The organism is Amycolatopsis sp. NPDC034160 (genome assembly GCF_055575355.1).
Map to the genome: position 1 here is coordinate 68,898 of NZ_JBVISU010000028.1, position 26,735 is coordinate 95,632.

Consider the following 26,735-nt stretch of genomic DNA (forward strand, 5'->3'; position numbering starts at 1 on the left):
AGGCCGATACCGCACTGGGCGATGTGCGGGCAGCCGGTTACGCCGTATGGAGCAGGACGGTGCCCGCACTCGCCCAAGAGCCGACGCGCCTACTGCGAAGGCTTCAGCGTCTGCGAGGGGGTCGTGAGTGGCGATTCGGGTTCTATCGAGAAGAAAGACAAAAGTGTCTTGGTTGCGGGCGCAGGGCGGAAGGCGTAACGCGCGTGCTCAGAGACGGAACTCGCGTGCCTGGACCCCGCACTCGGGTGTTACGCCTCCAAGCACGCGAGATCCGGCCCTAAGCACGCGAGTACGGCGTGACGTCACCCAAGTCACCACCCCGCCCGAACACACCACGTTTGCCATACCCCTCATTGACACTCATGACCCCCTCGCGAAACACCTGAAACGGGCGCCATGATCGGGGAAGGCCGGAGGTCTTGGCCGACCTGAGGTTGATCAACGGAGGATGGGGGACACTGAACGTCCCCGATCCTCCGTCGTCGATCCCGGTATCCGCTGAACCGTCACCCTCACGCAAGGCAGGCGCAGGCAGGGCCACCCTCAGCCGGGATGGGAGACGTAGCGGTCTCCCCACCGACCATCGAAGCTCACCGGCTTACCGGACATGTCCCAGCCGAGGATGTTGTCCTCCCCGGTGCTCACCAGCAGCTCTTGGATGACCTTCGTCATCGGCCCGGGATGAGCCTCGTGCCAGTAGTCACGGTTGTTGTAGGCGACACCCCACTCGTCCGGGTCGGGCGAGTCGCGGATCCACCAGAACGTCCCCCCCGCACCGTTGGTCCCCCAGGGATAGAGCCCGCCCGGTTCAGGGAACAGCCGATACGGCACGCCTTTGAGGTAGTCGAGATCCTCGTCGCCGAAGATCTCCAGCAGCTCGGTGTTGTCTCTCTTGACGTTCGCGCACTCCTCGATGCTCTCGCCCGGGTTCGAAAAGGCGATGACGTCGCGAAATCCTCCGGAAGGAAACCGGGTGAGCAGCTCCTTGTAGTCACCAGGAAGCGGTGTCCCCAGTTCGCGTTCGACGGTGGTCCAGTCCAGCTCCGGCCGGAAGTCCCCGGCCCGCCACCCGACGAGCTCGCAGACCTCCTCGACGTACGACCGTTTCGGCACGTCTGTCATCTCTTCTCCTGGTGGTCAGGCCGCTCGGAACGAGGGACAGGTTTCCTTCACGAGGTTACCGGTGGGGACGTTCTCGATCTTGGCGAAGCACTTCGCACCGTTCGATGCGATCGCCTCGATGAAGACCCACCTCGGCATCGCGGCCGTTGCGGTCGAATACTGCACGTGGACCTCATAGATGACCGAGACGTCCTGGTTGGGATACCGGTCCAGCATGTTCGCGACCGCGTTCTCGACCTTCTTGACATCGGAGAGGTTGACCGTCGACCACTGGGTGACGATGTTCTCCACCGACATGGAACCGTGCAGCCTGGCCGCGACCAGATGTCCCTTGTGGACCGGAATCCCGTTCAGTTTGGGCGGGGACATATCGGGATGTCCCGCCGGAGTGGCCGGATCCCCGTGTCGCCCCGACGTCTTGTTCACACACACGATGCCGCCGGTCGCCCGCTTGGCCGGTTTGCCGAGCCAGGTGAAGTCCTGCATGGGGTAGTTGAAGGAGATGTTCGCCGGGAACACGCTCTTGAAGCAGCCTTCCACTTCCCGCTGCCGGGCGATGGTGCTGAGCTTCTGCCCCGGTTGCGGATTGACCGCGGGCTGGCTGTTGTGTTCGTCCTCGACCTTCTTGCGAATCGCTTCCCGGTCGACGACCTCGCAAACGGGCGGGGCGGCGGCCGCGGTGGCGACGCCCGGTTTCTTGCATCCCTTGAGCTGCCTGATCAGGTCACGCAGGTTGTCGGCGATGCGACGGCCGACCATCTTGACGTCCTTGAAGGTGCGGATGCCCTTCACGATCCGCACGGTGGCATTGACCGCGTCCGGGATCTTCCGCAGCACCGAGGCGATCTTGAGGATCGGCAACGCGTTGATGACGGTCATCACGCAGGAGATGAAGTCGCCTTCCATGAAGCAGCGCTTCGCGTCGGTGTAGCCGATCAGGTCCAGGATGACCTGCCCGCCCTCGTCGACGATCAGGCCCATCAGGTCCTTGTTCGCGTCGGCGCGGGCACGGTTGTACTCGTCGACACCCGCCTGGCCTTTCTCCGCGCGCAGCAGCTCTTCTTCCTCCTGCGTCAGCGCGGGGACCTCGCTGTCGTCAGTGATGGCCTGTTCGGCCTCCGCACGTTCCCGTGCTTCTTCCTCCTGCCGGAGCTGCTCCTGCATCTCGGCGAGCTGGTCCTGGATCGCCTTGGCATCCGCTTCGGCGTTCGCTGCCCTGTCCTCCACGTTCTTCGCGTACTTCTCCGCGTTGGTGGCCGCGGAATCGGCGTCCCGGGCGTAGTCCGCGGCCCGGTTCGCGGACTCGCGGGCCGCGTCCGCGTCCCGCTGGGCCTGCGCCGCCGCCTGCTGAGCCGCGGCCGCCGCTTGCTGTGCCCGGTCGGCCGCGGCGACGGCTTCGTTCGCCGCGCGAGTGGCGTCGTCGGCGGCCTTCCGCGCCGCTGCCGCGTCCGCCGCCGCCTTGTCCGCCGCCCGGCCGGCCAACGCCGCGTCCGCCGCGGCCTGGTCGGCCGCCGCACGTGCCGCCTTGGCGTCGGCCTGCGCGTCGGCGTCGACGACGTCGGCCTCGGCCGACGCCTTCCTGGCGGCTGCGGCGGATACGGCCGCGGCTGCCGCGGACTGCTGGGCCGCCGCCGCGGAGCGTGCCGCGTCGGCCGCCGAGGTGGCGGCTGCGGCCGCCGCCTCGAACGCGGGCTTCACTTCGAGCCCGGCGTTTCTGGCCGCCTCTGCCGCGCGGTCCGCCTGAGCCGCCGCGTCGGTCGCGGCGGCCTGCGCGGCCCGCACCTGGGTGTCACCGACGTCCTTGGCGCGGTTGGCCACGATCAGCACGAAATCGGCGTCGATGTCATCTCCGGTGAAGGGGCTGACCAGGTTGATCGCCTGGTCGGCGGGAGCGGCGATCCCGGACCCCGACAGCCCCGCGGCGACGGCCGCGCGGGTGGCGATCCCGGCCTGGGTCGCGGCGGTCGCCGCCTCCGCCGCGGCCGCGTTGGCCTCCTCCTGAGTCCGGTGCGCGGATCCAAGGGCACGCTCCGACTCCACCGCCGCCTGCTGAGCCAGGTTCGCCGCGTTACGGGCGTTCTCGGCGGCACGCGATTCCGCCGCCGTCGCCTCTTCCGCCGATGCGCGCGCTTTCAACGCCTCCGCGTGAACCGCGGCTGCCTCCCGCTCGGCGCGTGCCGCCGCCTCGTCGGCCCGTGCGGCCGCGGCCCGCGCTTCGTCCGCGGCCGCACGCGACTTCTCCGCCGCGACCTCGGCTTCCCGCGCCGCCGCACGAGCCTGCGACGCCGCGGCCAGTGCCCGATCCGCGTGGGCGCGTGACCGGCCCGCGGCGGCCTGCGAGTCTGTCGCCGCCGCACGCGCCGTCGCCGCGGCCTGCCCGGCTTGGGTGGCGAGGCCGTCCGCTGCCTGCGCGGCGTCCCTGGCCGTGTTCGCTTCGGTTCGCGCCTGAGTCGCCGCGGCGCGCACCTTCTGCTTGTCCTCTTGAAGGACCTCCGACGCGCTCTCGGCCCGCGCCGCCAGTTGTTCGAGTGCCTGTGCCTTCTTCGCCGTCGTCTCGGCCGACTGCCGCACCCGGGCGGCGTCTTCCCTGGCCTGATGGGCCTTGCTCTCCTCGATCCCGGCGTGGGTATCGATGTCGCCGGCGACCTGTTCCAGACGTCGCGCCTCCTTGGCGGCGTCGGCGGCGATCTGTTCCTGCCCCTGGGCCGCGACGCGCTTTTCGGAAGCGATCTTCTGCTGCGCTTCCGCCTCCTGCCGTTTCTGCTGAGCGATGCCCGCTTCGCGCTTGGCCTTGTCGCGCTCGCTCGCGGCTTCCTGCTGCTTCGCCTCGGCCTCCTGCCTCTTGCGCGCGGCCTGGTCACGCCACTGCTCGGCTTCCTGCCGCTTGGCACCGGCCACGTCACGTTCGCGTTCGGCGTCCGTACGCGCCTGCTTGACCTTCGCGGCGTGCGCTCTGGCGTTCTGCAGCGCGGTTTCCGCGTCGGTCTTCGCCTGCTGGGCCTGCGCCGCCGCCTGAGCGGCCGCCGCGGCCTGCTCACGAGCCGCCTGCGCCAACCGGTCCGCCGCAGCGGCGTGGGACTGGGCGTTTTCTCGCCAGCGCCGGGCGTTCTCTTCCCGAGCCTCGGCCTTTTCCGCGGCGTCGGTGGCCGCGGCGTCGGCGGAGATCGCGTCGATCGCGTGTGCCGCGGTTTCGGCGGCCTGTTTCGCGGCGGTCGCCGCGGCGGCCATGCCCTGGACGACCTTCGCCCACTGGGTGCCGTGCGGCATCTGGTTCTGCACCAGGACGTCCACTTGAGCACTCGCCAGCGCGGCCGTGGACTGGGCCTGCTGCGCGTCGGCCCGCGCGTCCCGGACGAAGCGGGCGACCTCGTCCTTCGCCCGCTGATACAGCTCGGGATGGTAGGTGTGCCCGGCCTGGTCGGCGGCCAGCGTTCGCGCCGCTTCCCGGGACGCGTTCGCCGCCAGCGTCATGTCGTTGGCGGTCCGCTCCAGCGACCGGACCCCGTCGGCGTGTGCGGCCAGCAGATGTTGGCGCGCCCGCATGACCCGCGCGATCCGTTGCGCCAGCTCCGAGTTCGCTTCGGCTTCCTTGCGCTGCTTCTCCAGGTCGGCGAGCTGCCGTTCACGGGCGTCCGCGTCGCGCTTGGCCGCGGCCAGGTAGCCGGTCTTGAGGTATTCCTCGATCGCGGCGTCACCCTGGGCCAGCGCCGTTTTGGCGGCCGCGGAGACCTCCGGCGTCCCCCGGTCCGCGGCGATCTGCACATGCCCCCGCCGCCGGTCGCGGAGCTCCTTCTCATACGCCCCGGCCCGGCGGTCCTGTTCCGCGGCGATGTCCCGACCGAAGGCCAGGAAGTTCACGCGGTCGTAGGCGTTGCCCCGCAGCGCGCGGTCGACGGCGGCGTTGAAGGCCGGTCCACCGGTACCCACCAGCGACTCGATCACCTTGCGGTTGCGGTTGTCCGCCTCTTCCTTACGCTGTTTAGCCCGCGTTTTGGCTTCCTGATGCCCATGATCGAAGAACGCCGAGATGGCCGCGCCGTCACCGGCTTCGGCCTTCGCCCGGGCCTCCCGGGCCGCCACCCGGACTTCCTCGTCCTCGTCCAGTGCCGCGATGTCGGCGAGCAGATCCAGCTGCAGCTGCCGCAGAAGCGCTTCCTCTTCCGGATCGTTCACCGCCGTCTGGGCCGGCGGCCCCGCCGGGACCGGTGGCTGAGCGGCCGCCTGCCCGGTGGTCGCGACCACCGGTATCGCGGGCGCTGCCGAGGCGATCTCCAACCCCGCCCCCGAGACGACCAAGGCCGTGGACACGGTCAGCACGACCGCGCCACGACACCATCTCGAGGCCGGCCGTCCCCGTCTTACGCGTCGAGTCTTCCTCGTCATGGCACACCACTCCCCAGTAGTCGAAACCCAGTAGTCGAAAGGTCGTCAAATCAGCAAAATCGCGCACCGGAAGAATGTGGAAACGTTTTCCGGGCACCGGAGTAAGCGGGACGAGCGTCAGCGCGCTACCTCGTCCCGCTTATCGGAAATAATCTGATTTGCGGTTGATGCTGAATGCCGAAACGTCTTTCGATGACGCTGAAGACGAAATTCGGCGACAAGTGAAGAGTTACCCGTTTTCAGCCTGCGGGAGACATCTGGTCCCGATGTTCTTTCGCATGCCTTTCGACACTCGCCCAGTACTGGGTCTGCCCGTCCGCGAAAGTGCCGTCAGCGGTCCAGTTGCCCCGGTTCTTGTCCGCCTTGGCGGCGATCATCGCCCACACCGGGTCGACACTGGCGTTGGCTCGCTCGATCACCGTCCGCCAGTACCGCGCCTGCTCGGCGCAGGCCAGCGCCTCACTCTCCCAGACCGCCCGGGCCTCATCGGCCTTTTCCCTGGTGGTAGCCCAGGCGCGAGCCGCGACGGCACGAGCCTGTTCCGCTGCCGCGCCTTCGGCCGCGAGCGCCTCGCGCTCGGCTTCCTCGGCATCGGCGATCAGTTGCGGGATCAGGGCGTAGAAGCGGACTCCGGCCTCCTGGGTGCGGATCCGGAAGATCTCGATGTCCGTGGCGGACGCCGCCATCCACTCGGAGGCGAAGAACGCCCGGAGGTGACTGTCCGTGCCCCCGGCGCGCAACGCGTACTGCGCGGCCAAGCGCACCTGCTCGCCCGGATCGAACTCCGCCAGCAAGCGCACGAACGCGCGATCCTCGTCGAGAATTTGCTGTTTGTGCTGCTCATCAGCCTCGCGGGCGGCGTCGTCGAGCGCCTTCGCCGCAGCGAAACCTGTTCGAAAGAACTGCTCTTGCTGAGCGGAGGTGCCCTTGTACGCAGCCGTGGCCTCGGCGTGCACGTTCGGCGAATACTGCGCGCTGTAGTTGTTCATGACCCGGCGCGCGAACTCCTTGTTGCGCGCGTGGTAGTCCTCGGCGCGCTTCCTGGCCGCGGAGAACCCGTTCCGGACGAACTCCCGCAGTGCCGGCTCACCTTCGCCCGAGCGCAGCGCCTGCCATGCCGCCACCCTGACCAGGTCTTCCGAGTGGTACAGGGCGTTTTGCCGCACGATCGGATAGTAAATCGAATTCTCGATACCCGGGACATTAGAACTTTTGGCCGTTCCTGTTACTCCATTCGCCGTAGCGACATTGGCGCTTATCCCGATGATCGACAGCATGAGGGCGCCGATCATTACACGAAGTCTCATCCCCAGAACCCCAGACCCCAGAAATGCGTGCCTACGCACGCAGAAGACGACTATGGCACATGGGCACAACACCCGTAAAGGACGTGATCCACGTCACAGTCGCGGTCCTTTTTTGTCGTGACCTGATCTCCTGATCGCACGCGCGATGGAGACCGAATTCCGGCCTCGTGTGCTTTATTCAGGGAGAGGATGTCTTGAACGGATACTGGGGTCCCTCCGGCGTGCCATCGGCACGGCGAAGAGGGGTTATCAAAAGATTGATCGTCGCCACCGCGATCGTCGCGACGGCGGCCAATGTCGCGATGCCCGCCACGGCCGTCGCCGCGCCACAATCGGCACCCTCGGCCGCGGCGCAGTCCACGGATATCGACAAGGGCAACGCCGCCGCCGTGTTGAAGATCGTCGCCGGACCCGATCTGCTGGTTCTCAGCGACCGGGGCTTCGTCGCCGCGATGTACTACGCGGCCGACGACATCGACAAGCAGCACCCCCTCGAACCGGAGCACCAGAAGCTCAAGGAGACGGCCATCGCCGCCCTCGCCGCCGACGGCGAGGCGACGTCCACCCAGTGGATCAAGGTCGGCATCCACGACGCGCACCGGGAAGACGAGAAGATCGTCACCGAGCGACGGCAACAGCAGGAACAGGAACGCGCCGCCAAGGCGCTGGCCGCCTCGACCCTGAGCATCCCCGCCGACAACACCGTCCTGGCCAAGTCGATCTTCGACTTCATCGTCCACCTGGACCTCAACGCCGACGGCTACAAGGACATGGCGGTCAAAGAAGCCGCACGCGCCGCCCTGCGGGGTACCGCGGACGACCAGTGGCGCTTCTTGACTGTCGGGCTCTTCGTGGAGCACAGGAAAGACGTGGATCGGGTGATCCAGGACGACGCCACCAAGGACGAAGCGGCCAAGGCCGCCGAGCGGGCGAAAGCCGCCAAGGCGAACGCCGTGTCGCACACGCTGGGATCCGTGCCCCAGACGCGACTGGAGTACCTGATCAACCTGAAGGACCGGGACTTCGTCGTCGAAATCTGGAAGTCCGTGCCCCGTGACACCGAGGTGCACGGCGCCGCCGAAGACGCCGTCGGCAGCCTCGACCCCGCCGACTGGACCTTCTTCATCAACCAGGGCGCCGAGGAAGCGCACCTGCGCGACATCGTGAACGAGCTGAACAAACGCGATCAGGAGTACATCCGCCAGATCACCGAACTGCGCACCCGCGCGGCGAACCAGCTGATCCGGCCCGCACTCGTCGCGGCGGCCGACGCGGCCCTCGCCGCCAAGCGCAGCGACCGCGAGAAGTTCCTCCGGACCGGCCAGTACGAGAACCTGGTCCAGACCCTGCGCGTCGACGCGCGCAGCGGCATCGACGTCTACCTCACCGATCGCAACGGCGACATCGTCCTCGAACAGTGGCAGCCGGGCAATCGGCCGGAAGCGCAGTGGCGGATCGAGCCGGGCCTGAGCAATCCGGAATGCTTCTCGTTCCAGTCGGTCAGCCGGCCCAATCACTACCTGCGCTGGCGTTCGGGAGCATCCTCGGCGGCCAACGCGGCGTTCATTCCCCCGCAGTCCCAGCGGGTGACGGCCTACTCCGACCCGAGCGACGGCTCGAGCGCGTACAAGGGCGACGCCACCTGGTGCGTGCGCGGTGACGCGTCCAGCGTCTCCATCCGTCCGTCGCGTAGTTCGAGCAAGTACCTGTTCGTCACCGGTGCGATCGACGACGACTCCTACGGTATCGCGACGAAGTGGCACGCCGAAGCCCCTCAGGCACCGCATCCGATCGACCGGCGTTATGCCGCGGAGAAGCCGTTGCGCGACAAGCTCGGCAAGCCCGTCGGTGACTTCGTTCCCGGAGGAACCGCCAACGGGGTCACCTTGGGCCACCGGGTGTACGACAACGGCAGGCTCTACCTCACCGCGGGCAATGACGGCACCAACCAGCGCATCGCGGTGCAGGTGGTCTACAACGGACCGGTCCTCGACAAGCTCCTCGCGCTGGGCGGCCCGTCCGGGGTCGGCGGCGCGATGACCGACCAGGTACCGACCAAGGACAACAACGGTCAGGTGCTCCGGATCGTCAAGCCGACGATGGGCGGGCAGAATCTTCACATCGTCTGGAGCGCGTCGACGGGCGCCCGCATCGTCTTCGGCATGATCGGCGACATCTGGATGGCGTCGGGCGGCGAAACCGGTCCGTACGGCTACCCGGTCGCCGACGAGGCAACGGTCAGCGGCACGAACGTCCGCCACAGCCGTTTCGTCACCGGCACCATCTACTACGTGCCAGGGAGTGCCATCCGGCAGGTCAAGGGCGAGATCCACCGGAAGTTCGCCGCCATGGGCTTCGAGGCGGGGATGGGTTATCCCGCAGCCGACGCCGGCACCTTCGGTCCGGACGGCAGCCCCATGCAGCGCTTCACGGCGGGTTCGATCTACCTCACGCGCAACGGCACCGTCGCGATCAACGGGGACATCCACCGGAAGTTCGCCGAGTACGGCTACGAGACCGGTTCCCTCGGGTACCCGACGGGCGACATCCGGGCCACTTTGGACGGTGTGGGCAGGGTAGCCGACTTCTCGATCGGTTCCAGCTCGATCTATTGGCATCCGAGCACCGGTGCCCGGATGGTCTTCGGGAACATCAGCCTGAAGTACAAGGCGATGGGCGCGGAGCGGTCGTACCTGGGCTACCCGAAGTCGGACGAGGCCGGTCTGCCGCTGGGCAAGCGCAGCGTGTTCCAGAACGGCCGGATCGACTGGAGCAGCGAGAACGGCGGAACCATCGCCTACCGCGTCGCCGCCGTTCCCCACAACACCGTCGAACTCAGGGGCGCCAAGTCGGGCCGCTGCATCCAGACGGCGGGGCTCATCGGGGAAGGTGCGCTGAACGACCTCGCCGGCATGGAGCTGTGGGACTGTGTCGGCGGCGTCAAGCAGCTGTGGGACGTGACCCATCTCGGGAACAACGTCTACGCGCTGAAGAACCGCCACTCCGGCAAGTGCCTGGACCTGCGTTACGGCGAGCTGAGCAACGGAAACCCGATCGTCCAGTACCAGTGCCACTACGGGTCGACGCAGCAGTGGGAGTTCACCACGACCGCGGACGGTTCGGTTGCCCTGCGCAGCGTGCATTCGGCGAAGATCGTCGAAGCGGCCGGTGCCCAGGACCCCAACGCCACCGCCGTGATCCAGCAGGTGGACAGCGGGCAAGTACATCAGCGGTGGACCGTCTACCCCCGCTGATCGAACGCCGCGTTTCGTGAGAATCGAGGTGTGAACGACGACGGCCGCGGCCCCGGTATCGGGTCGCGGCCGTCGTGCGTGGTCGTGGGTGGCGATTCGAGTTCTGGCGAACCCGCTCTTAGGTACCTGCCCGTGGCCTGCGGCCTTGCTTGCGGGAAGTACATGATGGCCCCATTCCTTGCGCTGAGCGCAAGGAATGGGGCCATCATGTACTGGGGACGGGGTCCTTCACGGCACGGCGAGGGCGGCAGGTTCGCCCCGGACAGCGCCTGAGCTCATCGCGCGGCCGTGGTGACCGATGGCGACGAGGCAAGGGGGACCAGCAGCCGCGCCGCGCCGCTGCCGTCCGCGGGCACGGACCAGATGTCGCTCTCCTTCCCGTTCCCGCGTGGCAGGCCGTAGGCGATCGTGTCGTTGTCGAGCCAGACCACCTGATCGTCCACACTGCGCGTCTCCGCGAGCGGGGTCTCGCGCATGGTCGCCAGGTCCAGCACATGCTCCCGCCACGGCTGGACGTCGCCGTCCGCCACCCGTTTCTTGAACGCGAGTTTCGTGCCGTCCGGCGACAACGACGGGCATTCCGCGTTCTCCCGCAGCGTGTGGGCGTTCCAGGCCTCGTTGTCGCCCCGCGCCAGATACGTTCGCCCACCGGTGGCGACCGTGGCGAAGAACGTCCGCTCGTCGGCGGCGAAGGTGACACCCCAGTAGTTGACGTCTTCCCCACGCTGGGGCACGTCCCCGATCCGGAGCGGGATGCCCTCGATGTTGCTCGACAGCTCGTTGCGCTCGCGGTCCATGATGGCCGTCCGGGTCGAGAAGGTGCCGGGCTTGGAGTAGGAGTCACCGGTGACGAACGTGGTCCAGCTTCCCATCCGGCCGCCGGGCGACAACTTGGCCCGATTGGGGATTCCCGGGACGTCCACCCGCTTCACCTCGCCGAGCGCGGGATCGACGAACCGGGCGACCGCGCCGGGCATCGGCGTGGGTTCCTTCGCCAGGCACAGGCCGCGGTCCGCGGCCGCGAAGAACCGCTCGCAAGCCAGCGAACTGATCCGTCGTGGCCCGCCGGGATCGGAGCCGGGGACCGAGGCGACGTTGCCGTAGCCCGGCCCCGGCGCCTCGTTGCGGAACAGCAGCCTCCCCTGCTCCCCCAGCACGACCGGCCGCGAGGAGTCCACCGCGACCGCCGCGTCGGCCGCCCGCCGCTCGGGGCTGTTCGCCTTGGCCTGCACCACGTACACCGCCGAGGCGGCGGCGAGGGCGGCGACACCCGCCAGCGCCACGACGAACTTCACCGGAAGCTTCACCCTGTCTCCTTGCGCCGTCATCGGCAGCGGAACGGTCCCGCCTTGTCGAGCAGCTCCCCGTTGGTGCCGATGATCTCCCAGGAATAACTCTTTCCCTTGAGCACCAGCTTCATCACCCCGTGCTTGCCCAGGATCTTCTCGACGCCTTCTCGGGCCTTGTAATCGAGGTAAAGGCTGTCGCCGCCGATACCGGCGATGACCGATCGCACCCCCTTGGCCTCGTCGACGTGTCCGTTGACGTCCAGCGGCTTCGTCCGCTCGTAGTGGTGATCGTGCCCGGCGAACACGACGTCCGCCTTCGCCTTGGCCAGCTCGTTCCACAATGGAGCGATGCTCTTCGCGTCTCCGGAGTTCCCGGAGTTAAAGCGCGGGTGGTGCCAATATCCGGCGATACAGGATTTCTTGGTCCTCGCGAGGTCCTTGCGCAGCCAAGCGATCTGTTCGGCGCCGCCCCCGTTGTACACAGGGTCCGAATCGAGCGCGACGAAGTGGAAGTCACCGACGTCGAAGCTGTAGTACGGCTTTCCCTTGGGTGCCGCGATCTTCCCGAAGTACTGCAGGTATCCCGTCAGGTCGTTGTTCCATTCGTGGTTGCCCGGCGTGGGTTTGGTGATCTTCTTGAACTCGCCCCAGGTCTTGTCGTAGTAGGACCGGAACTCCTCGATGGTGCCGTCGACGTACTGGTTGTCGCCGACCGTCAGCACGTATCGCGGTTTGATCCTGCTCACCAGCTCGGCCGTCCGCTGGTGCTCGGACGGCAGCTCGGGTTTGGCGATGTCGCCGGCGAGCGCGATGACGATGCCGTCGGAGGCCGATGGCCGGGTGGCCGCCTTCACCGGCACGGTCGATCCGGACAGGTTCCCCGCCGCGTCTCGCGCCCGCACCGCGTACTGGAAGTCGAAGCCGGACGCCAGCGACGTGTCGGTGTAGGACGTCACCGGGGACCGGCCGACGACATTGCCGTTGCGCAGTACTTCGTATTCGACGACACCGACGTTGTCGTTCGCCGGAGTCCAGCCGAGCGTGATGCTTTCGGTGGTGGACGACCTCTGCCGGAGGCCGGTCGGCACCGACGGTGGCTGGATGTCACCGTCGCCGGTGCGGACGCCGTAGACCTCCAGTTCCCACAGCGAGTACCCGTACACGGTCGCCCGCGCCGTACCGAAGATCCGGACGTGCCGCGCGGAGGTGTTCAGGCCGGTGAACTCGTCGATGCCGCCGTCACTGCCCATGACGGTCTTGACCGCGCGCCAGTTCTGGCCGTCGTCGGAAACCTGGACCTCGTAGTCCTTGGCGTGGGCCGATTCCCAGAAGACCTTGACCCCGCTGAGGTCCGCGGGTCCGCCGAGGTCGATCGCGATCCACTGTGGATCGCCCTCCAGGCTCGCCCAGCGGGTCGTCGAATCGCCGTCGACGGCGAGCGCGCCGCTGAAGCTCTCGTTCTCGACGGTGGAGGTGGTGGTGCGTTTGCCGACCGACAGCAGTGATTCCACCGGTCCGGCCGTGGCGCTGGAAGCGGTCACGGGCTGAGCGAGCAGGACGATCGCCGCGATCGCGGCGATGCCCGGCTTCACCATTCGATTCACCTGTACTCCTGGATGAGGCCTACGTCGTCGTGGACAACAGACCGGGTCCGGTGCCGCGGACGGCACCGGACCACGGGTGATCAGCGGCAGGTGTACGGGCCCGCCTTGTCGAGCACATTCCCGTTCGTGTCGTGGATTTCCCAGGAGTAGGACTTCCCGTTCAGCATCAGCTTCATCACGCCGTGCTTGGCGAGGATCTTCTCGACCCCTTCGCGCGCCCGGTAGTCGCTGTAGAGGTAGTCGCCGCCGATACCGGCGATGACCGATCGCACCCCGTTGGCCTCGTCGACGTGTCCGTTGACGTCCAGCGGCTTCGTCCGCTCGTAGTGGTGATCGTGCCCGGCGATCACCATGTCCGCCTTCGCGGCGGCCATCTCGTTCCACAGGGGCGCCATCTGCTTCTTGTCACCGGAGTTCCCCGAGTTGAAGCGCGGATGGTGCCAGTACCCGATGACGCAGGACTTCGTGTTCTTCGCCAGGTCGTTGCGCAGCCAGGTCACCTGCTCGGAGCCACCGCCGGTGTAGATCGGGTTCGAGTCCATCGCGACGAAGTGGAAATCACCGATGTCGTAGCTGTAGTACGGCAGGCCCTGCGGGTACGCGATCGCGCCGAAGTACTCCTTATAGCCCCTGAGCTGGTCGTCCCATTCGTGGTTTCCCGTCGTGGGCTTGGTGATGCTCTTGAACTTGCCCCACGTCTTGTCGTAGTGGGAGCGGTACTCGGAGATGGTGCCCTTGTGGTACTGGTTGTCGCCGACGGTCAGCACGTACTGCGGGTTGATCCTGGCGACCTGGTTCGCTGTCCCCTGGTGGGTGGAGAAAAGTTCGGGGTTGGCGATGTCACCCGCGAGCGCGAGGGTGACGGGGCCGGTGCCGCCGGGCTGGGTTTTGGCCCTGACCACCGGACTCGCCGCGGAGACGTTGCCCGCCGCGTCCCGAGCCCGCACGGAGTAGCCGAATTCCACTCCGGACGCCAGGCCACTGTCGGTGTAGGTGGTCGTCGCAGTGGTTCCGACGACGTTCCCGTCGCGGAGCACCTCGTACCCGGCGACCCCGATGTTGTCAGTGGACGCGGTCCAGCGAAGGGTGACACTGTCCGCGGTGGTCGCCGTCGCGGCGAGTCCGGTGGGTACCGTCGGCGCCTGGGTGTCGCCGCCGCCGACGGAGTCACCGTAGATTCCCAGCTCCCACAGTGAATAGCCATAGGTCGTGCCGCGGGCCGTACCGTGGACACGGATGTGGCGCGCGGACGCGTTGAGACCGAGGTGCTCGTCGATGCCGCCGTCACCGCCGACCACCGACTTGATGTCGGTCCAGGTCCTGCCGTCGGCCGAGCCCTGGATCTTGTAGGTCTTGGCGTAGGCGGCTTCCCAGTTCAGTCTGACCTTGGTGATGGTCGCGGTGCCGCCGAGGTCGACGGCGATCCACTGCGGATCCACCCCCTCCTCGCTCGCCCACCGGGTCGTCGTACTGCCGTCGACGGCGTTGCCGCCCTCGAAGCCGGTGCCCTCGACCGACGAGGTCGTGGTCGGTTTCCCCGCGGACAGCAGGGATTCCGCTTGCGCGGCGGTACCTGAAGAGATGAGTGTCTGCCCCAGCAGGACCAGAGCCGCCACCGCGACCCCGGCCAGGGGTGTTCTCCGTTTCATGCGAACTCCTCGACGTTGCGGAGTCGGCGAGTACCGGCGGTGGGCGGCGTCGTCAGCCGGGTCGCGTTCGTTAAGTAAGTTTCCTAACTATCGCAGTGTAAAAGGTTCTTAAACTCACAGTCAACGGGTGAACGCGTCGAGTCCGGCACCATTTGATGGCAAGGTCGCGACCATGGTGACGCTGGATCGGCTCGTGAACGTCCTGGGTGGATACGGGGCGCGACTGTGGTGCTGCCCGATATCGCGCGAGGCGGCCTTGCGCGACGTGGTGATGCACGACGCCGCCGATCCACGTGACCTGCGCGGGGACGTCTATCTCGCCGTCGGCACGGACTCCGTCACGACGGCCGTGGGCCTGGCCGCCGCGGCACACGCGTCGGTCGTCCTGGTCCGAGGATCGGCGCCGCCGGACCCGGAGGCGACCGAACATGCGGAGCGCGGCGGTGTCGCGGTGCTGCTGGTCGAACCGGACGTGTCGTGGGGCCAGCTCGCCGGCGTGGTCTACGGGCTCGTACTGGAAGGGCGCGAGACCGAGTCAGGCCGCGGGCCGACTGACCTGTTCGCGCTGGCCGACAGCTTGGCGGACGCACTCGGCAGCGCGGTGACCATCGAAGACCGGCTCTCCAGGGTCCTCGCCTACTCCAGCCGCCAGCACCTGGCCGACCGGGCACGGCTGGAGACGATCCTCGGCAGGCGCGTTCCCGAACCGGTCCGCGAGCTGTTCGAGCGGCGTGGTGTGTTCGGGCACCTCGCCGCCTCCGATGAGCCGCTGTTCGTCGAGGCCGATCCCGAACACGGGCTGACCGGGCGCATGGTCGTCGCGGTCCGCGCGGGCCGGGAGATGCTGGGCTCGATCTGGGTGGAATGCGACCGGCCGCTGACCGAGGCCCGGTGTGCGGTCCTGCGGGACAGTTCACGCACGGTGGGCCTGCACCTGCTGCGCTCCCGGGCGAGCGCGGACCTGGAGCGGCAGGTCGAATCCGATCTGGTGATCCGGCTGGTGGAGGGCACACCGGACGCCGCGGCGGTGCTCAGCAGGCTCGGCCTCCCTCCAGGCCGGTTCCGGGTGATCGCGCTGCAGGCCCATATCGGCGACGAACGCCATGCCGCGCTCCTGCTCGCGTTCGAGCGGGCGACCACCGGTTTCGGCTGGTCACGGGCGGGTCGCAGCACCTTGTTCAGCAACACCGTCTACACCGTCCTGCCCGGGGACGACGTAGAGGCCGCCAGGGCGTGGGTCAGTTCGATCCGGGAGGCGCTGCCCCGGCAGGTGACGATGCTGGCCGGGATCGGGGCAGGCGCGACGTCCGCGGAGCTGCCCGCCGGCAGGCGGGAAGCCGACGAATGCCTCGCGCTGCACGGCGTGCGGCCCGCCACGGAATCCGCGATCGCCTACGACGAAGCCTGGGACGACATCCTGGTGCAACGGCTGCGGGCCGCCGCGGCGTCCGGCCGGGCACCGGCTCGCGGCCCGATCACCGCGTTGCGGCGGCACGACAGCGCGAACGGCACCAGCTACGTCGCGACGCTGCGGGCCTGGCTCGAGGCACAAGGAGATCTCGCGGAGGCGGCCGAGCGGCTGGACGTCCACCCCAACACGATCCGCTACCGGCTCCGGAAGATGACCGAAGTGACCGAACTCCGGCTCGACCAGCCCGCGAAACGGCTGGCGATGATCATCGAACTGGCCGTGTCCGCCCCTGCCTCTTGACCGTCGCCGCCAAAACCACCCGCCCTGTTTGTCGGATCCGGACAATCGCCACCGCCTGGATCCGAGTCATCCTGACCGCGAAAGCACCACCCGTGCAGCGGAGGAATTCATGGGCGAACTCGACCGGATCGACGGCGGCCCGCGTTCGGCGATCGTGATCGGCGCCGGCGTGGTCGGCCTCTCGACCGCGTGGTTCCTGCAGGAACGCGGCGTAGACGTCACGGTGCTGGATCGCGAGGGCATCGCGGCGGGCGCGTCGTGGGGCAACGCCGGATGGCTCTCCCCCGGTCTCGCGATCCCGCTCAACGAACCCGGTGTCCTGCGCTACGGACTGCGGACGTTACTAGACCGGCAGGCGCCCCTGCACGTTCCGCCGTCCCCCGATCCACGGCTGTGGTCGTTCCTCGCCCGGTTCGCCGCGAACTGCGGCGACCGCTCGTGGACTCGCGCTGTCGAGGCGAACTCGCCGCTGAACGAGGAATGCTTGGAGGCCTTCGACGTCCTCACCGCGAACGGAGTGGATGCGCCGACCATCGAAGCGCCGATCACGGCGGCGTTCGAGACCGCCGACCACGCCGCGAGGCTGATCACTGAACTACGGCGCATCGGCGAAACCGGACAGGACACCTCCTACACCCGGCTCACCGCGCCCGAACTCACCGAAAGATTCCCCCAGGCCACGGCGAGGCTCGGCGCCGGTGTCCGCATCGACGGCCAGCGCTACGTGGACCCGGGCCGATTCGTCGAATCGCTGGCTCGGGCTGTGGTCGGCCGGGGCGGCACGATCCGTCACCGCTTCGAAGTCGCGGCCCTGCGCGCGCACCGCCACGCGCTGAGTGTGCTGTCGAAGACGGGCCAGACAGTGAACGCCAACGCTGTCGTCCTCGCGACCGGGGCCTGGCTTGGGGACCTCGGGCGGAAGTGGGGAGTCAAGGTCCCCGTGCGCGCCGGACGCGGCTACTCCTTCACCGTGCCGACCGACCGTCCGGTCCCGGGGCCGCTCTATCTGCCGGACATCCGCGTGGCGTGCACGCCGTACCGGGGCGGCCTCCGTGTGGCCGGGACGATGGAGTTCCGGAAACCGGACGCACCACTGCATCCGGCCCGGATCGACGCGATCATCGCCTCGGCTCGGCCGTTCCTCACCGGACTGGACTGGGACCGGCGCACCGACGAATGGGTCGGCTCCCGCCCGGTCACCACCGACGGACGGCCCGTGATCGGCGTAACAGGCACCCCCGGGCTCTACGTCGCGGGCGGGCACGGGATGTGGGGACTGACCCACGGCCCGATCACCGGCCGCCTCCTCGCCGAGCACATCACCACCGGCAAACAACCTGAAGCCCTGCGACCTTTCGACCCCCTTCGCTGAGTTCGGATAAAAATGCTCCCAGACAACGGAACTTCCCCGGCCGATCAGTCCGAAGTGGACCGACTCCGCGCCGAGATCGCCCTGCTGCGCACCGAGAAGGACCTTCTGCTGAAAGCCGCGATCGGATTCGCCGCCGACGCGGGCGCCTTCCGGCGGCCACCCGCGAACCGAGACCCACTGACCGACGCGGAAGGTGACGTCAGGACTGCCGGGTAGGCAGGTGTCGTGTCCGTTTGGTTCCCGAGTTCATGACGGGGTCGGCTGCGGTTCGGCGAAGTGGAATGAACGCAGAACCCGGGATTGATGCAAGCCCTATCCGGGTAGTAGAGGGCCATGAAAGCCGACACAACCAAGGACGTCGACAACCGGTCGCCGTTCACTTGGAGGGCAACGACAACCACGTTGATGGCCGTCATGCTGGTGGTGGCGGGCATCAGCATCGTCGCTTCCAGTGGCCAGGGAATCGGGTGGTTCTTCCTGGTGCTCGGGCTGGTCACTGGTCTGGTCGCCGCCGGGATCTTCCACCTCGCCCGGAAGTTCCGCCACCCGCAGGACTGAGCCGACCGGCTCCAGCGGCCCGCGCCGGAAATTCGCCGCCGTGAGTCAGCCAGTGGTGTCGGCGCGCGGGTGCAGCGCGTCCGCCAAGATCTTGCCCGGCACTGTGTGGATTTCGGGACGTCAGATGACCCGAAATCCACACAGTCACGCACGACAGTCCCGTGACCACGACAGCATTGCCTGCCTCGCGACGACGGTCAGGAGGTCAACGACCGCGGAAACGCGCTGCCAACGCGGCGATCGGGGAGCGTCGTGCCCGTACCGGCAGCCGGCCGGAAGTGATGTCCGCCAACAGGGTCGCGACGGTCTCCCCCGCACAGGTCCGGTTCGTGCCGATCCCGCCAGAGGGACCGCGTTTGATCCAGCCGACCACGTAGGCACCGCTGCGACCGTCGACGCGGCCCGCGGTGTTCGGAATCGTGCCGCGCGCTTCGTCGAACGGCAGGCCCGGCACCGAGCTTCCGCGGTACCCGACCGCGCGTACGACCTGCCCAGCGATGATCTCGACCGGCCCGTCCGGACCGGTGACACGGAGGCCTCGGACCTGCGTGTCACCGACGATCTCGGTGGGAGCGGAGTGGAAGCGCACGACGATCCGGCGTGCGTCCGCGACCGGCTGGCCGGTCCAGTCGACGGTCTCGCGGCCGAGTCCGCGCAGCAGCTTCGCTTTTCCAATGCCCGCCTCGATCGCGGCCGCGGTGCGAGGATCCGCGTCGTCGACGACGAGCGGCACCCCGGCGCGTTGTGCCAGCGCGAGCAGCTCCGGCGTGGTGTAGGCCGCGTCCTCCGGCCCGCGCCGGGCGAGCAGGACGACCTCACGGACCTTGCTCGTACGCAACCGTTCCAACGCGTGCGCGGCGATCGTGGTGTCCGCCAGCGTGGCGGGATCGGCAGTGAGGATCCTGGCCACGTCCAGCGCGACGTTGCCGGTGCCGACCAGCACGACTCGTTCCGCGGACAGCTCCACCGCGTTCGCGGGCACGTCCGGATGGCCGTTGTACCAGCCGACGACGGTGGTCGCGGCGATGCTTCCCGGCAGATCCTCGCCGTCCAGGCCGAGGCCGCGTGCGGACGACGCCCCGACGGCGTAGATGACCGCGTCGTGGCGCTCGGCCAGTTCGTCGACGGTGACATCGTGGCCGACCTGGGTGCCCAAGCGCATCCGCAGTCGCGGGTGCTCGTGGAAACGCGAGAAGGCTTCGCCGATCCGTTTCGTGGCAGGGTGATCCGGGGCGACACCGAAGCGGATGAGGCCGCCCGCGACCGGTAGCCGGTCGATCAGGGTGACCCTCGCGTTCGTGTGCAGGAGCAGATCCTCGACGGCGTACATGCCGGCCGGACCGGTGCCGACGACGGCGATGTCCGGCGGCGCGAAGTCGCTCGGAATCGCGCGGCCGAAGGTGGGAGGACCCCAACGGTGGAAGTTCGGCGCGGGGTCGGCCGACGGCACGGTTTCCCTGTCGGCATAGTACTGCGCGTTGAGCCCCTCGTAGGCCCGCAGAGGCCCGGTCAGCAGGTCGACCGGGAAGATCGCGTCCACCGGGCAGGCGTCCGCGCAGGCCCCGCAGTCGATGCACGAGGCCGGATCGACGTAGAGCATCTCCGTGGTGCCGAAATCGGGCTCGTCCGGTGTCGGGTGGATGCAGTTGACCGGGCAGACCGACACGCAGGTGGCGTCGTTGCAGCAGGTCTGAGTGATCGCGAAGGCCATGTCAGATCAGGTTCGCCCGCTTGTAGAACACCAGAGCCGGCTTGGTGAGCAGGCCGCACGAGCCGAGGAACTCCATCAGGCCGGCACAGCTGGACCGCATCATCGCCTTGTGGTGTTCGTTGGCCTTCGCCTCGCGCAGCGCGCGCCGGGTGTCGAGTCCCGCGTTCTTGTAGACGTCGCGGTTGACCATGCTGCTGACGATGAAGTACGACGCGATCGCGATGACCAGCGCGTTGATCCGGCGGCGCAGGAAGCCCGCGCCCTCCAGCTGTTGACGCGTCTCTTCGCGGGCGAACTTCATGTGCCGGGATTCTTCGACGACGTGGATGTTGTTGATGGTCCGCACGAACGGGACCACCCGCTCGTCACGCATCCAGTCGCGCTGCATGACGTCGAGGACTTCTTCGGCGACGAGGATCGCCGCGTACGCCGCTTCACCGGTGGCCGTCGCCTTGAAGACGCGGCCGAGTTCGACGGCGAGCTTGCGCGGACGATACGGGGGCGCGCCGAGCTTCTCCGCACCACGAGCGAACATGATCGAATGACGGCATTCGTCCGCGATCTCGGTCAGTGCCCACTGGAACGCCGGGTCGGTCGGATCCTTGGCGTAGAAATCGCGCAGCACCATCTGCTGCAGGATCATCTCGAACCAGATACCGGTACTCGCGACCGAGGCGGCCTCTTGGCGCGTGAGCTCCTTCTGCTGCTCCGGGGTCATCTCAGCCCAGTAGCTCGTCCCGTAGAGAGTGCTCCACTCGGGGCTGGCGCCGTGGAAGTCCTTGTCCAAAGGCGTTTCCCAGTCCACTTCGGTGGCCGGGTCGTAGGACAGCATCGCGGAGGAATCGAGGAGTCGCTGCGCGGTCTCGTGGCGGCCGCTACCGGCCGTCCCCGCGGTGCGCGGCACATCGGTGCTGGTCATACGGACCTCCCTGACTACGTCGGCTGGGTGTAGTTTTAGACGTTACCGTAATTCACTGTTACCCAAGGTAACACCTAAATGGCCCGGTCGCGAGTGGGGGCGGCGGGCCGACTCCACGGCCAACGAGGAGACCGCTCATGACCACGCCGCGCCGCATCGGCTCGTTCGATCACGACGGGCTCACCTTCGACGTACGCGACACCGGCCCGCTCGATGGCGTCGTCGTCGTGCTGCTGCACGGATTCCCCCAGACCGGCGCGTCGTGGGCCGAGACCGCCGCGCTGCTCAACGAACGCGGGTACCGCACGATCGCACCCGACCAGCGCGGCTACTCCCCCCGCGCACGGCCACGCGGCCGCTTCGCCTATCGGTCGAGCCGTCTCGTGGCCGACACCGTCGCACTGATTTACGCCATCGGCGCCGGACCGGTACATCTGGTCGGACACGACTGGGGCGCCAACGTCGCCTGGGCGACCGCGGCCCAGCAGCCGGACCTGGTCAGGTCGCTGACCACCGTGTCGGTCCCCCATGCTTCGGCGTTCCTGCGCGCGATGCTGACCAGCGACCAGGTCATCCGGTCCTACTACATGTTCTTCTTCCAGCTCCCCTGGCTGCCCGAACTCGTCATGCGGCTCTGGCCGCGCGTAGTGGACCGCACGCTCGCGAAAACGGGGATGACAGCGGCTCAGATCGACCAGGTCCACCAGGAGATCCTCGCCGGCGGCGCTCTGACCGGCGGCCTGAACTGGTACCGCGCGATGCTCCTGCAACGCCCGGCGTCTCTGCCCACCCGGGTTTCCGTGCCGACCACGCACGTGTGGAGCGACGGCGACACTGCCCTGTCCCGTCGCGGCGCCGAACTCGCCGGCCAGTACGTCGACGGCAGGTACCGGCTGGAAATCCTGCCCGGCATCAGCCACTGGGTTCCCGAAGAGGCGGCCACGACACTGGCCGATCTCATCGACAGCACCGCCACCGGCAAGCACGCCCAGACCGGGTGACCCAGGACACAATCCGGGCGCTGGGGAACCCTGGCCGACGTCCTCGCCGACTTACCGGACGAGCCTCACATCACGGGGATGCAGTGTCCTCTATGGACACCTGGAGAGGGAGAGTGATCATGGCAGTCAGCCGCCGGATCGTCACGACGATCGCCGTCGCTGGAGCCGCGATCGTCGCAGGAGCCACCGGAATCAGCGCCGCATCGGCGAACCCCGCAGGGAGCATTCAAATCGAACAACAACAGCAGCCGCCCAAGGGGACCCGCGCGACCGTCAACGTCTCGCCTAACCCCACCACTCAGCGCGGCCAGGAAGTCACGATCACCGGCAGCTGCAACGGCGGCACCGGACTCAAAGCCGTCATCGGCGGCCTGGTCGCCAATCCGGCACTGGTCGACATCAGGATCATCGACCCAGGGCCCGGCCGCTTCGTCGCCAAGGCCAAGCTCGCGCAGCACATCGGCAACGGCGTCGGACCGGTCATGGTGGACTGCGGCGGCGAAGCGGGCGTGACACTCCTGGTCACGCACGTCTGATTCCGTCGTGAGTGGCGATTCGGGTTCTAACCCGAATCGCCACTCACGACCCACTGGACCCACGCCCTGCGGCGTTGTCTGCGTGAAGTACGTGATGGCCCCCTTCCTTGCGCTAGGCGCAAGGAAGGGGGCCTTCATGTACTGGGGAAGGGGTGAAGGGCGAGTTTCCTCGGCTGAGCCGAGGGAACTCGCCCCCGTAGGTACCTAAAACACGTTTGGCTCTAACCTGAATCGCCACTCACGACCGGATGGCCGTGGCATCTCAAGTTCCAGGGACATCTCGCAACCACCGTTCCGCCCTTCGCCAGATGACCACCGGATCGACGTCCGTGGCGTTCCAAGTGGTAGCGCGAGTGGTGCCGAGGTCGCGATACTTCCGCATGATCGCCACGTGAGAAGGCAGCCCGACGAAACCACGAAGGCCATCGCGGTCGCGCCACACCGAGACCGACCCCAGTCGCCGTCGCAGCGGTTCGGCCCACAACCACTGGCCGATCGCACCGGGCAGCCGAGGCCACTCGCGGCTGAGCACGCAGCCCGCCCGGTAGGCGCCTGGCGTATTCCGGAAGCCGTCGAGCGTCAACGCGGTGACGCTGACCAGCACGTCTCCGGAATGGTCCGCGGCCTGACCGGTGACCCACTTGCTTTTGATCATGCTCGCTCCTCGCCTCAGCGCCAAATGATTGCGCTATGCATATGATACGCCCATGCTTATCATCCACTACCCCGTTGGCGAGCGGATGAATCCACCGGGACCGGGTGAACGACAAGTGCATGCTTCCCGGTGACAGCGCCCCCGTGAGGCTGCCGACCACGTCATCGTGTCGAGAAAATCGGGCATGAAGATCGAGTACCGTCTCCTGGCGCTTGTCGTGGTCATCGCCATGAGCCTCACGATCGCTCCCCCGGCTTCCGCCATCGGCACCCCGCGACTCCTCCTCGGCCAGGACTTTCCCGACCCCGACATCGTGAAGACCGACTCCGGCTACTTCGCCTTCTCCACGAGCACCGGCGCGGTGAAAGTTCCGTACGCGAGCGCTCCCGGGCCGGAAGGTCCTTGGCGGGTGGCCGGCGACGCGCTGGCCGCGGTTCCGAAGTGGGCCAAACCGGACGGCGGGTTCTGGGCCCCCGATGTCACCCGGCTTTCCGACGGCACGTTCCTGCTCTACTTCTCGGCGGCGGTGGCCCCCGGAGGAGAGATGTGCATCGGGGTCGCGACAGGGGCGAAAATCGAAGGACCGTACACGCCCGCAGGGGAAAGCCCGCTGATCTGCGTACCCGAGGACAGCGGTGACATCGACCCGCAGACCTTTGTGGACTCCGACGGCTCGCGGTACCTGCTCTACAAGAGCGACGGCGCGGCGGTCGGCCCGCCGGCGGCGATCTGGTCGCAGAAGCTGCTGGCTGACGGCCGGACCTTGACCGGCCCGCGTATCGAACTCCTCCGTGCGGATCTCAGTTCCGAAAAGGCGGTCGTCGAGGCACCGGCGGTGGTGAAGACCGCGAGCCGGTTCTTGCTGTTCTACTCGGCCGACACCTTCCAGAGTTCCGGCTACCACACCGGATACGCTTCGGCGCCGGCGTTGAACGGACCGTTCGTGAAAGCCGACGCGCAGTTCCTGTCCACCGATCTGCTCGGCGGCAAGGTCGACGCACCAGGTGGCGCAGACGTCGTGGACGGCCATATCTACTTCCACGGCTGGCTCGGCGGCGGCCGCACCGCGCGTGGGCTGTTCCAGCTGCCCATCACGTTCCCGAACGACCTTCCCCAGCTCGGCTGAGCGGCGCGTCCGTCTGGCGGACCACGAACCACCCACGTGGCCGAACACCGTCCCGACCGGCCCGCCCTACCCTGAAGAGGCGTGCCCTGGACCGCGGCCGAACCAGCGAAGGTGAATCCGGCCGTGCCACAGGAGATCGCTCGATGACCACCAAGGAACTCGACCCCGCCCGAATCGACCAGATCGGCGAGGACCTGGACACGCTTCGCCGTCGCGTCGTCGACGACCTCGGCGCGGCCGACGCCGACTACATCCGAACCGTCGTCGCGGTACAACGGCTCTGCGAGTTGTCAGGACGGACACTGCTGTTCGCCGGTTGGTTCCCGCCCGCCTGGTTCGCCGGCGTCGGCGCGCTGGCGCTGTCGAAGATCCTCGACAACATGGAGATCGGCCACAACGTCCTGCACGGCCAGTACGACTGGATGAAGGATCCCACCCTCAATTCGCGGACCTTCGAATGGGACATGGTCTGCCCGAGCGAGCAATGGCGCCGCTCGCACAACTTCATGCACCACACCTACACCAACATTCTCGACAAGGACCGCGACGTCGGCTACGGCATCCTGCGGATCACCGAAGACCAGAAATGGCATCCGTACTACCTCGGCAACCCGCTCTACGCGGCCGCGCAGGCGCTGTTCTTCGAGTACGGCATCATGCTGCACGACCTCGAGGCGGACAGGATCGTGCAAAGACGCCGGAGCTGGTCGGACCTCCGGCCACTACTCGGGCCGATGCTCCGCAAACTCGCCAGGCAGACGGGAAAGGACTACCTGGTCTTCCCGCTGCTCACCGGTCCCTTGGCGCCACTCACCCTGACCGCGAACGCCGCCGCCAACCTGACGCGGAACCTCTGGGCGTTCGCGATCATCTTCTGCGGACATTTCCCCGACGGCGCCGAGGTCTTCACCGAGGACGAGAGCGAGAACGAGAGTCGCGGGCAGTGGTATCTGCGCCAGATGCTCGGTTCCGCGAACATCTCCGGAAGCCCGTTGTTCCATCTGCTGTCCGGAAACCTCAGCCACCAGATCGAGCACCACCTGTTCCCGGACATCCCCTCCCGCCGCTATCCGCAGATCGCCGCCGAAGTGCGGGAAATCTGTGAGAAGCACGGCCTGCCCTACAACACCGGTTCCCTTTCGAAACAGCTCGGTTCGGTCGTCCGGAAGATCCTCCGGCTCGCGCTGCCGGGAACCTGACGGCCACGTTCGGCGACGCGCAGCGGGCTTCGGCGTCGCGGTGGCCGTCGCCGACCCGGTCGCGATCGAGCGGGTCGAGGCACTGCACAAGCAGGCGCATGACGCGTGCTTCATCGCCAAACTCGGTGAACTTCCCCATCCGGCACGAGCCGGTCACTGCCGGTTCGTGAGCGGGCGCGGTAGCGGGTGCCGGCCGAGATATCGCCCGGCACCCGCACGCCGTCAGGACCGGCTAGGTGCGAGCAGTGGTCCTTCGTACCGCAACGCGTCGCCCTCGCCGTACACCCGGACCGTCAGCTCCGGTGGCTCCCACGGCGCGAAGACCTCGTCGACCGTGCGAGGCTCCGGGCCTAAATCCACGTCCACGGCGAAGGTGTGGGCCACGATTTCGGCCGGGACGACCACGCCGTCCGGGTCGGCCACCTCCAGTCTGCTCACCCCGGCGTCGACCGCCCCGAGCACACCAGGCCGCGAACTCCACACCGCGAAGCCTCGCTCGGTGGTGTCGTTCCCGTATCCGCCGCTCATGATGTTGAACAGCGTGCGCTCCCCCTCCCGGAAAACGCACTCCGCCTCGGGACCCGAATCGTGATAGGCCAGTAATCGCCCGTTCGCGGCGCTCGTCCCGATCCGTGCTCCGGTATGCCACCCCTCGTGTGACACCACCTCCTCCGAGCCCGCCGCCTCCGCCGCCCGGTACAGCTCGGTCAAGGCCGTCAATTCCGCGATCCACCGCTCGGTTTCTTCATCCCTTGCTGGGGTCACTACGCGTGTACTCTCCTCTCGGCACTGTCCATAATGGTCACTACCGAGGCTGGCACAGGCCGATGTCGATCACATCGGGGTTTTCCCGGAGATCACTCAGCGCCGCTACACGGTTCTGTGCAAACGTCGGCGCCCGGGCCCCGCCGACCAGCCCGTTACGCCGAGCGGAGCAATCTCACGAGTTCTCCGTCACAAGGTTCGTCATGGCGAGTCACCCCCTCGCCGGGCGAGCCGGCGACACGTCGATGGGGAGAGGTCAGGCTGATGACCGCGCGGTGCACGGACGAGATCGGCGAAATCGGTGTCTGGCTGATGGGCGAGTTCGGCGGCCGCGTGCCCGCCGCGGTGATCAGCCGGGTGCTCAACGCGAGCAGGCGTGACCTCGAAGGGCGGATCGATCCTGAGGAGCTGGGCGAAATGTTCCACACCCTGTGCCGCTTCCGGTTGCAGCGGATCGTGGCGTCCGACCGGTGGATCACGGTCAAGGTCCCCGGCGCCCGCGTCTCGTGAGTGGTAATGACGGTTAGAACCGTCATTACCACTCACGAGACCGCTGGACGGCGATGTCACGCAG

The 26,735-nt window shown here is 67.7% G+C and carries 20 protein-coding genes; 10 read left to right on the top strand and 10 right to left on the bottom strand.

Features of this window, described 5'->3' with window-relative positions; all coding sequences use genetic code 11:
* Window positions 1–543: 543 nt before the first annotated feature.
* The 3 genes from ACZ54P_RS35990 to ACZ54P_RS36000 form a co-directional block, all read right to left on the bottom strand.
* A complete protein-coding gene (locus ACZ54P_RS35990) occupies window positions 544–1,122 on the bottom strand; it encodes an SMI1/KNR4 family protein (RefSeq protein ID WP_465466080.1) in 579 nt (192 codons plus the stop codon).
* 15 nt (window positions 1,123–1,137) lie between these two features.
* Entirely contained in the window at window positions 1,138–5,439 is a 4,302-nt protein-coding gene (locus ACZ54P_RS35995) for a DNA/RNA non-specific endonuclease (protein WP_465466081.1), read from the bottom strand.
* Between the two features lie 305 nt (window positions 5,440–5,744).
* Complete coding sequence (locus ACZ54P_RS36000; RefSeq protein ID WP_465466082.1) at window positions 5,745–6,671, bottom strand: hypothetical protein; 927 nt, start codon at window positions 6,669–6,671, stop codon at window positions 5,745–5,747.
* Between the two features lie 398 nt (window positions 6,672–7,069).
* On the opposite strand from ACZ54P_RS36000, the gene ACZ54P_RS36005 reads away from it, so the two are divergent.
* On the top strand, window positions 7,070–10,066 hold the full coding sequence (locus ACZ54P_RS36005; RefSeq protein WP_465466083.1) for an RICIN domain-containing protein: 2,997 nt from the start codon (window positions 7,070–7,072) through the stop codon (window positions 10,064–10,066).
* 275 nt (window positions 10,067–10,341) lie between these two features.
* On the opposite strand, the gene ACZ54P_RS36010 is transcribed toward ACZ54P_RS36005, so the two are convergent.
* The 3 genes from ACZ54P_RS36010 to ACZ54P_RS36020 form a co-directional block, all read right to left on the bottom strand.
* Window positions 10,342–11,373: a TolB-like translocation protein gene (locus tag ACZ54P_RS36010; protein ID WP_465466084.1), complete on the bottom strand. Its 1,032-nt coding sequence runs from the start codon at window positions 11,371–11,373 to the stop codon at window positions 10,342–10,344.
* Window positions 11,374–11,390: 17 nt separating this feature from the next.
* Window positions 11,391–12,950 carry a discoidin domain-containing protein gene (locus tag ACZ54P_RS36015; protein ID WP_465466110.1) on the bottom strand — a complete coding sequence of 520 codons (1,560 nt, stop codon included), beginning with the start codon at window positions 12,948–12,950 and terminating at the stop codon, window positions 11,391–11,393.
* A gap of 89 nt (window positions 12,951–13,039) precedes the next feature.
* Window positions 13,040–14,608: a discoidin domain-containing protein gene (locus ACZ54P_RS36020; protein WP_465466085.1), complete on the bottom strand. Its 1,569-nt coding sequence runs from the start codon at window positions 14,606–14,608 to the stop codon at window positions 13,040–13,042.
* A gap of 172 nt (window positions 14,609–14,780) precedes the next feature.
* Between ACZ54P_RS36020 and ACZ54P_RS36025 the strand changes: the two genes are divergently transcribed.
* The 4 genes from ACZ54P_RS36025 to ACZ54P_RS36040 all read left to right on the top strand — a co-directional run bounded on the left by ACZ54P_RS36025 (window position 14,781) and on the right by ACZ54P_RS36040 (window position 18,249).
* The gene (locus ACZ54P_RS36025) at window positions 14,781–16,319 is read left to right on the top strand and encodes a PucR family transcriptional regulator (RefSeq protein ID WP_465466086.1); all 1,539 of its coding nucleotides are present in this window, start codon (window positions 14,781–14,783) and stop codon (window positions 16,317–16,319) included.
* A gap of 109 nt (window positions 16,320–16,428) precedes the next feature.
* Window positions 16,429–17,691: an NAD(P)/FAD-dependent oxidoreductase gene (locus tag ACZ54P_RS36030; RefSeq protein WP_465466087.1), complete on the top strand. Its 1,263-nt coding sequence runs from the start codon at window positions 16,429–16,431 to the stop codon at window positions 17,689–17,691.
* A 54-nt stretch (window positions 17,692–17,745) separates the two neighbouring features.
* The gene (locus ACZ54P_RS36035; protein ID WP_465466088.1) at window positions 17,746–17,907 is read left to right on the top strand and encodes a hypothetical protein; all 162 of its coding nucleotides are present in this window, start codon (window positions 17,746–17,748) and stop codon (window positions 17,905–17,907) included.
* 117 nt (window positions 17,908–18,024) lie between these two features.
* Window positions 18,025–18,249, top strand: a complete 225-nt coding sequence (locus ACZ54P_RS36040; RefSeq protein ID WP_465466089.1) for a hypothetical protein — start codon at window positions 18,025–18,027, stop codon at window positions 18,247–18,249.
* 205 nt (window positions 18,250–18,454) lie between these two features.
* Here the strand turns inward: ACZ54P_RS36040 and ACZ54P_RS36045 are convergent, their stop codons facing one another.
* Window positions 18,455–19,960, bottom strand: a complete 1,506-nt coding sequence (locus tag ACZ54P_RS36045) for an FAD-dependent oxidoreductase (RefSeq protein ID WP_465466090.1) — start codon at window positions 19,958–19,960, stop codon at window positions 18,455–18,457.
* A gap of 1 nt (window position 19,961) precedes the next feature.
* A complete protein-coding gene (locus ACZ54P_RS36050; protein WP_465466091.1) occupies window positions 19,962–20,879 on the bottom strand; it encodes an AurF N-oxygenase family protein in 918 nt (305 codons plus the stop codon).
* A 137-nt stretch (window positions 20,880–21,016) separates the two neighbouring features.
* Here ACZ54P_RS36050 and ACZ54P_RS36055 point away from each other — a divergent pair, with 137 nt between their 5' ends.
* Both ACZ54P_RS36055 and ACZ54P_RS36060 read left to right on the top strand, forming a co-directional pair.
* The gene (locus ACZ54P_RS36055) at window positions 21,017–21,880 is read left to right on the top strand and encodes an alpha/beta fold hydrolase (protein WP_465466092.1); all 864 of its coding nucleotides are present in this window, start codon (window positions 21,017–21,019) and stop codon (window positions 21,878–21,880) included.
* 119 nt (window positions 21,881–21,999) lie between these two features.
* On the top strand, window positions 22,000–22,416 hold the full coding sequence (locus tag ACZ54P_RS36060; RefSeq protein WP_465466093.1) for a hypothetical protein: 417 nt from the start codon (window positions 22,000–22,002) through the stop codon (window positions 22,414–22,416).
* A gap of 262 nt (window positions 22,417–22,678) precedes the next feature.
* Here the strand turns inward: ACZ54P_RS36060 and ACZ54P_RS36065 are convergent, their stop codons facing one another.
* Entirely contained in the window at window positions 22,679–23,071 is a 393-nt protein-coding gene (locus ACZ54P_RS36065; RefSeq protein ID WP_465466094.1) for a hypothetical protein, read from the bottom strand.
* A gap of 184 nt (window positions 23,072–23,255) precedes the next feature.
* Between ACZ54P_RS36065 and ACZ54P_RS36070 the strand changes: the two genes are divergently transcribed.
* Window positions 23,256–24,197: a glycoside hydrolase family 43 protein gene (locus tag ACZ54P_RS36070; RefSeq protein WP_465466095.1), complete on the top strand. Its 942-nt coding sequence runs from the start codon at window positions 23,256–23,258 to the stop codon at window positions 24,195–24,197.
* A gap of 143 nt (window positions 24,198–24,340) precedes the next feature.
* On the top strand, window positions 24,341–25,396 hold the full coding sequence (locus tag ACZ54P_RS36075; protein ID WP_465466096.1) for a fatty acid desaturase family protein: 1,056 nt from the start codon (window positions 24,341–24,343) through the stop codon (window positions 25,394–25,396).
* A 222-nt stretch (window positions 25,397–25,618) separates the two neighbouring features.
* On the opposite strand, the gene ACZ54P_RS36080 is transcribed toward ACZ54P_RS36075, so the two are convergent.
* Window positions 25,619–26,161 carry a hypothetical protein gene (locus tag ACZ54P_RS36080; RefSeq protein WP_465466097.1) on the bottom strand — a complete coding sequence of 181 codons (543 nt, stop codon included), beginning with the start codon at window positions 26,159–26,161 and terminating at the stop codon, window positions 25,619–25,621.
* Window positions 26,162–26,425: 264 nt separating this feature from the next.
* On the opposite strand from ACZ54P_RS36080, the gene ACZ54P_RS36085 reads away from it, so the two are divergent.
* On the top strand, window positions 26,426–26,671 hold the full coding sequence (locus ACZ54P_RS36085) for a hypothetical protein (protein ID WP_465466098.1): 246 nt from the start codon (window positions 26,426–26,428) through the stop codon (window positions 26,669–26,671).
* Window positions 26,672–26,735: the final 64 nt, after the last annotated feature.

What these genes read in the sequence shown, in the direction of transcription:
- ACZ54P_RS36030 (WP_465466087.1), top strand. Translation starts at nt 16,429, where the DNA reads ATGGGCGAACTCGACCGGATCGACGGCGGCCCGCGTTCGGCGATCGTG.
- ACZ54P_RS36045 (WP_465466090.1), bottom strand. Translation starts at nt 19,960, where the DNA reads ATGGCCTTCGCGATCACTCAGACCTGCTGCAACGACGCCACCTGCGTG.
- ACZ54P_RS36040 (WP_465466089.1), top strand. Translation starts at nt 18,025, where the DNA reads ATGAAAGCCGACACAACCAAGGACGTCGACAACCGGTCGCCGTTCACT.
- ACZ54P_RS36075 (WP_465466096.1), top strand. Translation starts at nt 24,341, where the DNA reads ATGACCACCAAGGAACTCGACCCCGCCCGAATCGACCAGATCGGCGAG.
- ACZ54P_RS36050 (WP_465466091.1), bottom strand. Translation starts at nt 20,879, where the DNA reads ATGACCAGCACCGATGTGCCGCGCACCGCGGGGACGGCCGGTAGCGGC.
- ACZ54P_RS36085 (WP_465466098.1), top strand. Translation starts at nt 26,426, where the DNA reads ATGACCGCGCGGTGCACGGACGAGATCGGCGAAATCGGTGTCTGGCTG.
- ACZ54P_RS36060 (WP_465466093.1), top strand. Translation starts at nt 22,000, where the DNA reads ATGGCAGTCAGCCGCCGGATCGTCACGACGATCGCCGTCGCTGGAGCC.
- ACZ54P_RS36015 (WP_465466110.1), bottom strand. Translation starts at nt 12,950, where the DNA reads ATGGTGAAGCCGGGCATCGCCGCGATCGCGGCGATCGTCCTGCTCGCT.
- ACZ54P_RS36070 (WP_465466095.1), top strand. Translation starts at nt 23,256, where the DNA reads ATGAAGATCGAGTACCGTCTCCTGGCGCTTGTCGTGGTCATCGCCATG.
- ACZ54P_RS36065 (WP_465466094.1), bottom strand. Translation starts at nt 23,071, where the DNA reads ATGATCAAAAGCAAGTGGGTCACCGGTCAGGCCGCGGACCATTCCGGA.
- ACZ54P_RS36055 (WP_465466092.1), top strand. Translation starts at nt 21,017, where the DNA reads ATGACCACGCCGCGCCGCATCGGCTCGTTCGATCACGACGGGCTCACC.
- ACZ54P_RS35990 (WP_465466080.1), bottom strand. Translation starts at nt 1,122, where the DNA reads ATGACAGACGTGCCGAAACGGTCGTACGTCGAGGAGGTCTGCGAGCTC.
- ACZ54P_RS36020 (WP_465466085.1), bottom strand. Translation starts at nt 14,608, where the DNA reads ATGAAACGGAGAACACCCCTGGCCGGGGTCGCGGTGGCGGCTCTGGTC.
- ACZ54P_RS36025 (WP_465466086.1), top strand. Translation starts at nt 14,781, where the DNA reads ATGGTGACGCTGGATCGGCTCGTGAACGTCCTGGGTGGATACGGGGCG.